This window comes from Streptosporangium sp. H16 (assembly GCF_051918855.1).
In the GTDB taxonomy this organism is placed as follows: Bacteria; Actinomycetota; Actinomycetes; order Streptosporangiales; family Streptosporangiaceae; genus Streptosporangium.
Map to the genome: position 1 here is coordinate 161,750 of NZ_JBPXMD010000005.1, position 11,924 is coordinate 173,673.

An 11,924-nucleotide genomic window follows, 5' to 3' on the forward strand; every position below is an offset into this window, starting at 1 on the left:
CGGCACCGCCTCCCGGGCCGAGACAAGGGAGTGCAGTGGCGAAGGTCCGGGTATACGAGCTCGCCAAGGAGTTCGGTGTGGAGAGCAAGGTCGTCATGGCCAAGCTCCAGGAGATGGGCGAGTTCGTGCGTTCGGCGTCCTCGACTATCGAAGCACCGGTAGTCCGCAGGCTCACGGAAGCTTTGGGCGGCCCCAGTAAGGGCTCGTCCGACAGGGGCAGAGGCCCCAGGCCGCCTCAGGCGGCCCCTCGGCCGGGAGACGGCCAGCCCAACGGCGCCTCCACGGCGTCGACATCAATCCCCAAGCCGGGACCGGCCCCCAGGCCGGGTCCTCGTCCGGGTCCCGCACCGGCTCGTCCCGCGGCCCCCGCGCCGCAGGCGGCCCCGCCGGTCGTCCCCCCGGCTCCGCCGGTCCAGCCCCCGCAGCCGCCGCGTCAGCAGCCGCCGCAGGTGCAGGCCCCGCGGTTCGAGGCACCCCGCACCGACAGCGCACGTCCGGCGGCCTCCGGCCCCGGTCCCAAGCCGGGTCCCAGGCCCGCTCCGCGTCCGGGTCCCGCCCAGCGCCCCGAGGCGCGTCCCGAGGGCGGTCGTCCGGCGGGCGGTCCGGGTGGTGGAGCGCCTTCGGGCCCCAGGCCCGGTGCCGGTGCCCCCGGCGCCGGTGCGCCCAAGCCCGGTCCGCGTCCGGGCCCGCGTGGCCCGCGCCCCGGCAACAACCCGTTCTCGTCGAACGCCAGCGGCATGGGCCAGGCCCGTCCGCCGCGCGCCGGCGGCCCCGGTGGTCCCGGTGGCCCCGGCCGTGACGGCGGTCCCGGCGACAGGGGTCCGCGTCCCGGTCCCCGCGAGGACCGCGGTCCTCGCGGGGACCGCGACAACGCCGGTCCCCGTCCGCCCGGCGCCCGTTCGGGCCCGCCCGGATCCGGTGGCCCGCGTCCGGGTCCCGGTGCCGGTGGCCCGCGTCCCGGCGGCGGTGCGGGCGGCCCCGGTGGCCCGCGTCCCGGTGGTCCGCGTCCCAGCCCGATGATGATGCCCCAGGGCCGGCCCGCCGGTCCCGGTGGCGGCGGTGGCGGCGCCGGCCGTCCCGGCGGCGGTGCGGGTGCCGGTCGTCCCGGCGGCGGCGCCGGTCGTCCCGGCGGTGGCGGCGGTCGTCCCGGTGGCGGCGGCGGTTTCGCCGGCCGTCCGGGTGGCGGTGGCGGCGCAGGTCGTCCCGGCACCGGAACCGGTGGTCCCGGTGGCGGTGGCGGCGGTTTCGCCGGTCGTCCCGGCGGCGGTGGCCGTGGTCGCGGTGGAGGCACCGCGGGCGCGTTCGGCCGTCCCGGAGGACGCCCGACCCGCGGTCGCAAGTCCAAGCGCCAGCGGCGTCAAGAGTTCGACAACATGCAGGCCCCGGCGATCGGCGGCGTGCAGGCCCCTCGCGGCAACGGGCAGACGATCCGCCTGTCGCGCGGCGCCTCCCTGTCGGACTTCGCCGACAAGATCGGCGCGATCCCGGCGTCCCTGGTGCAGATCATGCTGCACCTGGGCGAGATGGTGACCGCCACGCAGTCGGTCAACGAGGAGACGCTCCAGCTTCTGGCCGCCGAGCTCGACTACAACCTGCTTGTGGTCAGCCCGGAGGAGGAGGACCGCGAGCTCCTGGAGACCTTCGACATCGAGTTCGGCGAGGACGAGGGCGACGAGTCCGACCTGGTCGCGCGCCCGCCGGTGGTGACCGTGATGGGTCACGTCGACCACGGTAAGACCAAGCTGCTCGACGCCATCCGCAACACCAACGAGGTGGCGCGGGAGGCCGGTGGTATCACCCAGCACATCGGTGCCTACCAGATCGGCACCGTGCACGAGGGCGAAGACCGGAAGATCACCTTCATCGACACCCCGGGTCACGAGGCGTTCACCGCCATGCGTGCCCGAGGCGCCAAGGTGACCGACATCGCCGTCCTGGTCGTCGCGGCCGACGACGGTGTGAAGCCGCAGACCGTCGAGGCGCTCAACCACGCCCAGGCGGCCGACGTGCCGATCGTCGTCGCGGTCAACAAGGTCGACAAGGAGGGCGCCGACCCGGGCAAGGTCCGGGCCCAGCTCACCGAGTACGGCCTGGTCGCCGAGGAGTACGGCGGCACCACGATGTTCGTCGACATCTCCGCCAAGAACGGGATCGGCATCGAGAACCTGCTCGAGGCCATCCTGCTCACCGCGGACGCCGAGCTCGACCTGCGGGCCAATGCCACGATGGACGCCCAGGGCGTCGCCATCGAGGCGCACCTCGACAAGGGGCGCGGCCCGGTCGCGACCGTGCTGGTCCAGCGCGGCACGCTCCGCGTCGGCGACTCGATCGTCTGTGGCGAGGCCTTCGGCCGCGTCCGGGCGATGCTCGACGACAAGGGCGAGGCGATCCAGGAGGCCGACCCGTCCCGTCCCGTGATGGTCCTGGGTCTGACCGCGACGCCCGGAGCCGGTGACAACTTCATCGTCGTCACCGACGACCGGATGGCGCGCCAGATCGCCCAGCAGCGCGCCGCGCGCAAGCGCATCGCGGACATGGCCAAGTCCGGCCGTCGCCGCACCCTCGAAGAGCTCTTCAGCGAGATGGAGAAGGGCCAGGTCGACGAGCTCAAGCTCATCATCAAGGGCGACGTCTCCGGTTCCGTCGAGGCTCTGGAGGACGCGCTGCTCAAGATCGATGTCGGCGACGAGGTGCGCCTGCGGGTGCTCCACCGCGCCGTCGGTGCGATCACCGAGTACGACGTCAACCTGGCGGTCGCCGACGACAACGCCGTCATCATCGGCTTCAACGTGCGCCCCGAGGTCAGGGCGCGCGACCTGGCCGAGCGCGAGGGCGTCGACATCCGCTACTACTCGGTCATCTACCAGGCGATCGAGGAGATCGAGGCGGCCCTCAAGGGCATGCTCAAGCCGGAGTTCGAAGAGGTCCAGATGGGCACCGCCGAAGTCCGCGAGGTCTTCAAGGTGCCGAAGATCGGCAACATCGCCGGTGCTCTGGTCCGCTCGGGCACGATCGTCCGCAACAGCAAGGCCCGGATCATCCGCGGCGGGGTCGTCATCTCCGACAACCTCACCGTCTCCTCGCTGCGCCGTTTCAAGGACGACGCGACCGAGGTCCGTGAAGGGTTCGAGTGCGGTATCGGTGTCGGCTACAGCGACATCAAGATCGATGACGTCATCGAGACCTTCGAGATGCGGGAGAAGCCGCGAGCCTGATGCCTCGACAGGCGAAGGAACCGTTCCGCCGGCCGTGCCACCCGAGTGCCCCTCGGGTGCGCGGCCGGTGGGCGGGGCCCGCGCCCCGTGGCACGGTGCCGACCGTGGCGAGTGACCCACTATGTATGTAGGTGCCCTGACATTGGACATCCTGCTCGGCGACGTCCACTCGCTGAAGCAGAAGCGCTCGGTGGTGCGTCCCATCGTCGCCGAGGTGCAGCGACGGTTCCCGGGTGTGGCCGTCGCGGAGACCGGCCATCTTGATCTGCATCGCCGTACCGAGATCGGGATCGCGGTCGTCTCCTCCACCGCCGCCAACTGCGGCGCGGTGCTGGACGACTGCGAGCGACTGATCGCCTTCCACCCGGAGATCGAGCTGCTGTCCGCCAGGCACCGGCTCTACAACGAGGACGAGGACTAGATACGGAGACGGCCGGTCGCGGACCCCTACCGCACCGGCCTTCCCCGTGAGAAGGGGGGAGCTATGGACGCCGCACGCGCACGCAAGATCGCCGATCGGATCCAGCAGATCGTGGCGGAGATGCTGGAGCGCCGCATCAAGGACCCCAGGCTGGGGTTCGTGACCGTGACGGACACGCGCATCACCAACGACCTGGGCGAGGCCACGGTGTTCTACACCGTGTTCGGCTCCGAGGCCGAGCGGGCCGACTCCGCCGTGGCCCTGGAGAGCGCCAAGGGGCTCATCCGCTCGGAGGTGGGCCGCCAGACGGGCCTACGCCACACCCCGACGCTGACGTTCACCCACGACCCGCTTCCCGACACCGCCCGCCACCTGGAGGACCTGCTCGCCGAGGCGAAGGCCAGGGACGTGGAGATCGCCAAGCGGGCCGAGGGAGCCTCGCACGCCGGGGACGCCGACCCCTACCGCAAGCCCGAGGACCGGGAAGACGGCGACGACTCCGGGGACGAAGAAGACGAATCCTCGGAACGCGCGGGACGCTCCGCGACGTGACGCCCGACCTGCGTGACGACGACTCGGCGGGCCCGGTGTCCGGTCAGGACTGGGCCCGGGCCGTCGAGCTCATCTCCGCCGCGGACGAGATCGCGCTGGCCTGCCACGTCTCGCCCGACGGCGACGCGCTCGGCTCCATGCTGGGCGTCGGGCTCGCGCTGCGCGCGGCGGGCAAGCGGGTCACCGCCTCCTTCGGCGACCGGCGTTTCACGGTGCCCAGGCTGCTGCGCTTCCTGCCGGGGCAGGATCTGCTCGCCGATCCCGCGCACTACCCGGCCGCGCCCGAGGTGATGGTCACCTTCGACGTTCCCGCCGTCGGGCGTCTCGGCGTGCTGACCGGCAACACGGCCAAGGCACACGAGCTGGTCGTGCTGGACCACCACCCGTCCAACACCGGGTTCGGCACCCTCAACCTGGTCGACCCCGACGCCGCGGCCACCGCCGTGCTCGCCGAGGAGCTGATCCACCGGCTTGGCCTGCCGGTCGACAAGGACATCGCGACCTGCCTGTACGTCGGGCTCGTCACCGACACCGGCTCCTTCAGGCACTCCTCCACCACTCCCGACGCGCACGCCATGGCCGCCCGGCTGCTGGCCACCGGGCTCGACCCCGAGAAGATCGCCCGTGAGCTGTGGGACCGCTCCCCGTTCGGCTACCTGAAGGTGCTCGGCGCCGTGCTCGACAGGGTGCGGCTGGAGCCCGAGGTGGGCGGTGGCCTGGTATGGACGTTCGTCACCCGCGCCGACCGCGCCGCGTACGGGCTGCCGTACGACGAGATCGAGGGGATCATCGACGTGATCCGGCGCACCGACCAGGCGGACGTCGCCGCCATCCTCAAGGAGGACGACGAAGGCGTCTGGCAGGTCTCCATGCGCTCCAAGGGCGGGGTGGACGTCTCGCGCGTCAGCGCCGCGCTGGGGGGCGGCGGGCACGCCAAGGCGGCGGGTTTCACCTCCCACCAGCCCGTCGAGGAGACGATCGCGAGTCTCCGGGCCCTGCTGTAAAACCCTTCCCGGCACGCCTGTAAGGACCGAAATGAGTACGGCTCGCGCCAAGCGCACCCCGCCGCCGAGCGGGCTGATCATCGTTGACAAGCCCGCCGAGTGGACCTCGCACGATGTCGTGGCCAAGCTCCGCGGCATCGCGGGCACCCGCAAGGTCGGCCACGCGGGCACCCTCGACCCGATGGCTACCGGCGTGCTGGTGGTCGGCGTCGAGAAGGCCACCCGCCTGCTCGGCCACCTCGCGCTCACCGAGAAGGGCTACGACGCCACGATCCGCCTCGGCCAGACCACCAACACCGACGACGCCGAGGGCGAGATCATCGCCACGGCGTCGGCGGCACAGGTCGCCGAGGAGGAGATCAGGAAGGGCGTCGCCACGCTGACCGGCACGATCATGCAGATCCCGCCGCAGGTCAGCGCCATCAAGGTGAACGGCGAGCGGGCCTACAAGCGGGCCAGGGCGGGCGAGGAGGTCGAGCTCAAGGCTCGCCCGGTGACCGTGTCGGGCTTCGAGATCACCGCCGTACGCCGGCACGGCGACCTCGTCGACGTCGACGCCTCGGTGTCCTGTTCCAGCGGCACCTACATCCGCGCGCTCGCCCGTGATCTGGGCGCCGGCCTGGGGGTCGGCGGCCATCTGACCGCCCTGCGCCGTACCCGGGTGGGCCCCTACGACCTGTCGGCGGCCCACACCCTGGAGCGGCTCGCCGCCGAGTGCGTGATCCTGCCGATGGCCGACGCGGTCGCGGCGGCTTTTCCTCGCCGGGACGTGACCGCCGAGGAGGCGGCCTCCGTCGCGCACGGCGGGCGGTTGCCCGCGCTGGGCCTGGGAAGCGGGCCGATCGGGGTGTTCGGCCCCGACGGAACCCTGGTGGCGCTGGTCGAGGAGCACGGCCAGATCGCCAAGTCCCTGGCGGTCTTCGTCTCCTGACGGGCTTCCTGCCATCGCCTGTCATCGCCTGTCCTGTTCGTCCTGCGATGCCCGTGGAAAGTCCGTGGAAAGTCCTCCGAAGTTCTTCGACGTTCTCCGAGGTCCCGCGTGGCCGGCGGCGGGTCGCGGCCAAGGGGCTCCCCGATTGGGGAGAAGGACCGAGAGCATGGCAGTCTTTAGGGGTTCATCCGCTACGAGGGAACTACGAGGGAAGAGGCTGCGGTGCGAGGCTGGCACGGATTGGACGACGTGCCCGAAGACTGGGGCAGGTCCGTCATCACCATCGGCGTCTTCGACGGCGTTCATCGCGGGCACCAGCAGATGGTGACCCGTGCCGTCGCGATGGCCGCGCGTCTCGGGGTGTCCTCGGTGGTGGTGACCTTCGACCCGCATCCGGAGGAGGTCGTGCGGCCCGGCACGCACCCGCCGAGGCTGACGACGGCCAGGCACCGCACCGAGCTCCTCGCGGGGCTGGGGGTCGACGCGGTGTGCGTCCTGCCGTTCACGCTGGAGTTCTCCCGGATGAGCCCGGACGAGTTCGTGCAGACCGTGCTCGTCGACCGGTTGCACGCCGCCGGGGTCGTGGTGGGGGAGAACTTCCGCTTCGGGCACAAGGCCTCCGGTGACGTGGAGACGCTGCGCACCCTCGGGGAGAAGTACGACTTCGTGGCCGAGGCGGTCCCGCTGGTCAGCGAGGGGGAGACGATCTCCTCCACCCGGATCCGCGAGCAGATCACCGCCGGGGACATGGAGGCGGTCACGCGGACGCTCGGCCGTCCCCACCGGGTCGAGGGCGTGGTGGTCCGCGGTTACCAGCGCGGCCGGCAACTCGGTTTCCCGACGGCCAACCTGGAGTCGCCGGAGTTCACCGCGATCCCCGCCGACGGCGTCTACGCCGGCTGGCTGCAGGGGGTCTCGACCGGAAACCTGCCCGCCGTCTACGGCGGCGAGCGCTGGCCCGCGGCGATCTCGGTGGGCACCAACCCGACCTTCGAGGGAGTGCCCCGCACGGTCGAGGCGTACGCGCTCGACCGCGACGACCTCGACCTCTACGGCGCGCACGTGGCCGTGGACTTCGGGCCGAGGCTGCGCGGCAACACCAGGTTCGACTCGATCGAGGCGCTCGTCGCGCAGATCCACGCCGACGTGGACGAGGTGCGGCGCTTGACGAGCTGACCTTTCCCGCCCGCCACCGCCCGCCACCGCCCGGTCCCGCCCGGCCCTCGTGTCACACGGACCTCGCGCCACGCGGCACCTTCGGCCCCGCTCTCCCGGTCCCGCCGGGGTTTCCGGACAGGGCTCGCCGGTGCTTTCGTACGATGTGCGAGGGCGTTGCAGCCGGTGGTAACCTGGCATGTCAGCTCTGTAACCGGTGGTCGATGATCCCGGTGCTGATCTCGCCACGGCGACTGTAGGCACGCACGGTCGTTCGGGGAGCCGGAATTGCGCGTGCCCGCAGAGGTTCAAGGAGAAAAGTGTCGCTCGACACCGCAGCAAAGAAGCAGATCATCGGTGACTACGCCAAGGGTGAGACCGACACCGGTTCCCCCGAGGTGCAGATCGCGCTGCTCAGCAAGCGCATCAGCGAGCTCACCGAGCACCTGAAGGTGCACAAGCACGACCACCACAGCCGTCGTGGCCTGCTGCTGCTCGTCGGCCGCCGTCGCCGGCTGCTGAAGTACCTGCAGAGCAAGGACATCGCGCGCTACCGCTCGCTCATCGAGCGGCTCGGCCTGCGCCGATAGTGTTGTGAGGGAGTGGCGTTCGCGCCGCTCCCTCATATCTCATACGGGGTGGTGTCGGCGCGTCGCGCCACGAAGACGCCGCCCCGGTGAGCAAACTGAATAGCCGAGACAGTGCCCCGCGTCCGCAAGCAAGCGCGCCCCACGGCGTCGGAGGGCCGGTCCTCGGTAGTGGCCCCCGGTCATCATGGCACAAGCCATACGGAACCGGGCGCTTCGATCGAAGACCGGCGCTGCACCTACGGGGAGCCGGCAACACGACGAACCAGGCGCGACACGTGCGTCTGGCCGGACGCGGGCGACCGACCCACAAGGAGGTCCCCCGTGGAGGGTGTCCACAGCAGCGAAGCCGTTATCGACAACGGCTCATTCGGCACGCGTACCATCCGGTTCGAGACCGGGCGGCTCGCGCGCCAGGCGGCGGGTTCCGCCGTCGTCTATCTCGACGACGACACGATGGTCCTCTCCGCGACCACCGCGTCCAAGAATCCCAAGGAGAACCTCGACTTCTTCCCCCTCACGGTGGACGTCGAGGAGCGAATGTACGCCGCGGGCCGCATCCCCGGCTCGTTCTTCCGGCGTGAGGGCCGTCCCTCCGAGGACGCCATCCTCACCTGCCGCCTGATCGACCGGCCGCTGCGCCCCTCGTTCGTCAAGGGCCTGCGCAACGAGATCCAGGTCGTCGCCACCATCATGGCGCTGCACCCCGAGCACCTGTACGACGTCGTGGCGATCAACGCCGCGTCCCTGTCCACCCAGCTCGCCGGGCTGCCGTTCTCCGGCCCGATCGGCGGCGTCCGCGTCGCGCTGATCGAGGGCCAGTGGGTCGCCTTCCCGACCAACACCGAGCTGGCCAGTGCCACCTTCGACATGGTGGTCGCGGGCCGCGTCCTGGGCGACGGCGACGTCGCGATCATGATGGTCGAGGCCGAGTCCACCCGCGACACGCTCAAGCTGGTCGCCGAGGGTGCCGTGGCGCCGACCGAGGAGACCGTGGCCCAGGGCCTCGAGGCCGCCAAGTCGTTCATCAAGGTGCTGTGCGAGGCGCAGGCCAAGGTCGCGAAGGTCGCCGCCAAGGAGACCGCCGAGTACCCCCTGTTCCTCGACTACCAGGACGACGTCCTGGAGGCCGTGACCGGCGCGGTGCGCAGCGAGCTCGCCGCCGCGCTCACCATCGCCGGCAAGCAGGAGCGCGAGACCGAGCTCGACCGGGTTAAGGCCCTGGTGCTGGAGAAGGTCGGCCCCGACTTCGAGGGCCGCGAGAAGGAGATCGGCGCCGCGTTCCGGTCGCTGACCAAGAAGCTCATGCGCGAGCGCGTCATCGCCGAGGGCGTCCGCATCGACGGCCGCGGCGTCAAGGACATCCGGCAGCTCAGCGCCGAGGTCCACATCGTGCCCCGCGTGCACGGCTCGGCCCTGTTCGAGCGCGGCGAGACCCAGATCCTGGGCATCACCACGCTCAACATGCTCCGCATGGAGCAGATGATCGACACGCTCAACCCCGAGCGCACCAAGCGCTACATGCACAACTACAACTTCCCGCCCTACTCCACCGGTGAGACCGGCCGGGTCGGCTCGCCCAAGCGGCGCGAGATCGGTCACGGCGCGCTCGCCGAGCGGGCGCTCCTGCCGGTGCTGCCGGCGCGCGAGGAGTTCCCGTACGCCATCCGCCAGGTCTCCGAGGCGCTGAGCTCCAACGGCTCGACCTCCATGGGGTCGGTCTGCGCCTCGACGATGGCGCTGCTCGACGCGGGCGTCCCGCTGAAGGGCATCGTCGCGGGCATCGCGATGGGCCTCATCAACGAGGGCGACCAGTACGTCACGCTGACCGACATCCTCGGTGCCGAGGACGCCATGGGCGACATGGACTTCAAGGTCGCCGGCACCAAGGACGTCATCACCGCCCTCCAGCTCGACACCAAGCTGGACGGCATCCCGGCCTCCGTGTTGTCGGCCGCGCTGCGGCAGGCCAAGGGCGCCCGCCTGGCGATCATCGACGTGATGCAGGAGGCCATCGACTCCCCGGCGGAGATGAACGCGACGGCCCCGCGCATCATCACGATCAAGATCCCGGTGGACAAGATCGGAGAGGTCATCGGCCCGAAGGGCAAGATGATCAACCAGATCCAGGACGACACCGGCGCCGAGATCACCCTGGAAGACGACGGAACCATCTACATCGGCGCCACCGACGGCCCGTCCGCCGAGGCGGCCAGGTCGGCGATCAACGCCATCGCGAACCCGCACATGCCGGAGGTCGGCGAGCGCTACCTGGGCACGGTCGTCAAGATCGCCGCCTTCGGTGCCTTCATCTCCCTCATGCCGGGCAAGGACGGCCTCCTGCACGTCTCCCAGATCCGCAAGCTGCACGGCGGCAAGCGCATCGAGAACGTCGAGGACGTCATGAACGTCGGCGAGAAGGTCCAGGTGGAGATCGCCGAGATCGACTCGCGCGGCAAGCTCTCCCTGGTGCCCGTCGAGGTCATCGAGAAGGAGGCCGCCGCGAAGGCCGAGTCCGGCGACACCGAGACGTCCGCGGCCCCGGCCGCCGAGGCGCCCGCCGCCGACGAGCGGCCCCGTGAGGAGCGGCCCCGCCGCACCCGCACCCGCAGCAGCAACGGCGGTGGCGGTGGCGGCAACCGCGGTGGCGGCGGAGGGGAAGACCGCAACTCGTGATCACCACCACTCTGCACCCCGGCAAGGACGGCGCCGGGGTCGTGAAGCGCACCGTCCTTCCCGGTGGGCTCCGGGTGGTGACCGAGTCCATGCCGACCGTGCGTTCCGTCGCGGTCGGCATGTGGGTCGGCATCGGATCGAGAGACGAGTCCCCCCAGCACATGGGCTCCTCCCACTTCCTCGAGCACCTGCTGTTCAAGGGCACGCCCACGCGGGACGCCCTGGAGATCTCCGCGGCCATCGAGGGCATCGGCGGCGAGATCAACGCGTTCACCGCCAAGGAGTACACCTGCTACTACGCGCGGATCCTCGACGAGGACCTGCGGGTGGCGATCGACGTGCTCGCCGACGTGGTGACCTCCTCGCTCATCAGCGAGGAGGACGTCGAGGCCGAGCGTGGCGTGATCCTGGAGGAGATCGCCATGCACGACGACGATCCCTCGGACGTGGTGCACGAGCAGTTCTCCGCCGAGCTGTACGGTGACACGCCGGTCGGCAGGCCGATCCTCGGCACGGTCGACTCGATCACCGCGGTCAGCCGCGACCGGATCGCCGAGTACTACCGGCGTTACTACCTGCCCACCCACACCGTGGTGTCGGTGGCGGGCAACGTCGACCACGAGCAGGTGGTGGCCCTGGTCGCCGCGGCCTACGAGCGGGCCGGGGCCCTGGGCGGCGACGCCTCGCCGGTGCCCCCGCGCGTGTCGGGTCCCGGCGTCGAGCTCCGCTCCGGCACGCGGGTGGTGCACCGGCCGACCGAGCAGGCCAACCTGGTCCTCGGCACGACCGCGCTGACCCGCACCGACGAGCGCCGCTTCGCGCTCGGCGTGCTCAATGCGGCGCTGGGCGGCGGCATGTCCTCCCGGCTGTTCCAGGAGATCAGGGAGAAGAGGGGCCTCGCCTACTCGGCCTACTCCTACACCTCCGCCCTCGCCGACACCGGCCAGTTCGGCATCTACGTCGGCTGCCTGCCGTCGAAGATCGACGACGTGCTGAAGATCTGCCGCGAGGAGGTGCTCCGCGTGGTCGCCGACGGCATCACCGAGGAGGAAATCGTCCGCGGCAAGGGCCAGATGCGCGGCGGTCTCGTGCTCGGCCTGGAGGACACCGGTTCCCGGATGTCCAGGATCGGCAAGGGCGAGCTGGTCTTCGACGAGCTGCTCTCGGTCGACGACCTGCTCGCCAGGATCGACGCGGTGACCCCGGAGCAGATCGCCGAGGTCGCCTCGGAGGTCCTCACCCGCCCGATGACCCTCGCGGTCATCGGCCCCTACGAGGAGGACAGGGACTTCAGCGCGGTCGTCACCGGCTGACGGTCCCTCACGGCTCCCTGTACGAGCGGCCCCGGCGTTCCCGCGCCGGGGCCGCTCGTCGTTTCGTGAC

General features: G+C 71.0%; 9 protein-coding genes. All 9 read left to right on the forward strand.

All coding sequences use genetic code 11. The features are described from left to right. Window positions 1-35 precede the first annotated feature (35 nt). The 9 genes from infB (at window position 36) to ACTOQ2_RS10785 (ending at window position 11,854) form a co-directional block, all read left to right on the forward strand. Window positions 36-3,215 (forward strand): translation initiation factor IF-2, encoded by a 3,180-nt coding sequence (gene infB, locus ACTOQ2_RS10745; RefSeq protein WP_440099495.1) that lies wholly within the window; start codon window positions 36-38, stop codon window positions 3,213-3,215. A 121-nt stretch (window positions 3,216-3,336) separates the two neighbouring features. Beyond that, window positions 3,337-3,636: a DUF503 domain-containing protein gene (locus ACTOQ2_RS10750; protein WP_329091737.1), complete on the forward strand. Its 300-nt coding sequence runs from the start codon at window positions 3,337-3,339 to the stop codon at window positions 3,634-3,636. 63 nt (window positions 3,637-3,699) lie between these two features. Next, on the forward strand, window positions 3,700-4,188 hold the full coding sequence (gene rbfA / locus ACTOQ2_RS10755; RefSeq protein ID WP_440099496.1) for a 30S ribosome-binding factor RbfA: 489 nt from the start codon (window positions 3,700-3,702) through the stop codon (window positions 4,186-4,188). Continuing rightward, window positions 4,185-5,192, forward strand: a complete 1,008-nt coding sequence (locus tag ACTOQ2_RS10760) for a DHH family phosphoesterase (RefSeq protein ID WP_440099497.1) — start codon at window positions 4,185-4,187, stop codon at window positions 5,190-5,192. The genes rbfA and ACTOQ2_RS10760 overlap by 4 nt, the downstream gene beginning before the upstream one ends. A 31-nt stretch (window positions 5,193-5,223) precedes the next feature. Further along, window positions 5,224-6,123 (forward strand): tRNA pseudouridine(55) synthase TruB, encoded by a 900-nt coding sequence (truB, locus tag ACTOQ2_RS10765; protein WP_440099498.1) that lies wholly within the window; start codon window positions 5,224-5,226, stop codon window positions 6,121-6,123. Between the two features lie 222 nt (window positions 6,124-6,345). Then, complete coding sequence (locus ACTOQ2_RS10770; protein WP_440099499.1) at window positions 6,346-7,299, forward strand: bifunctional riboflavin kinase/FAD synthetase; 954 nt, start codon at window positions 6,346-6,348, stop codon at window positions 7,297-7,299. Window positions 7,300-7,598: 299 nt separating this feature from the next. Next, on the forward strand, window positions 7,599-7,868 hold the full coding sequence (gene rpsO, locus ACTOQ2_RS10775; protein ID WP_030904195.1) for a 30S ribosomal protein S15: 270 nt from the start codon (window positions 7,599-7,601) through the stop codon (window positions 7,866-7,868). Between the two features lie 321 nt (window positions 7,869-8,189). Further along, entirely contained in the window at window positions 8,190-10,541 is a 2,352-nt protein-coding gene (locus ACTOQ2_RS10780; protein WP_440099500.1) for a polyribonucleotide nucleotidyltransferase, read from the forward strand. After that, the gene (locus tag ACTOQ2_RS10785; protein ID WP_440099677.1) at window positions 10,541-11,854 is read left to right on the forward strand and encodes a M16 family metallopeptidase; all 1,314 of its coding nucleotides are present in this window, start codon (window positions 10,541-10,543) and stop codon (window positions 11,852-11,854) included. Before ACTOQ2_RS10780 ends, ACTOQ2_RS10785 begins: the two co-directional genes overlap by 1 nt. Window positions 11,855-11,924 lie beyond the last annotated feature (70 nt).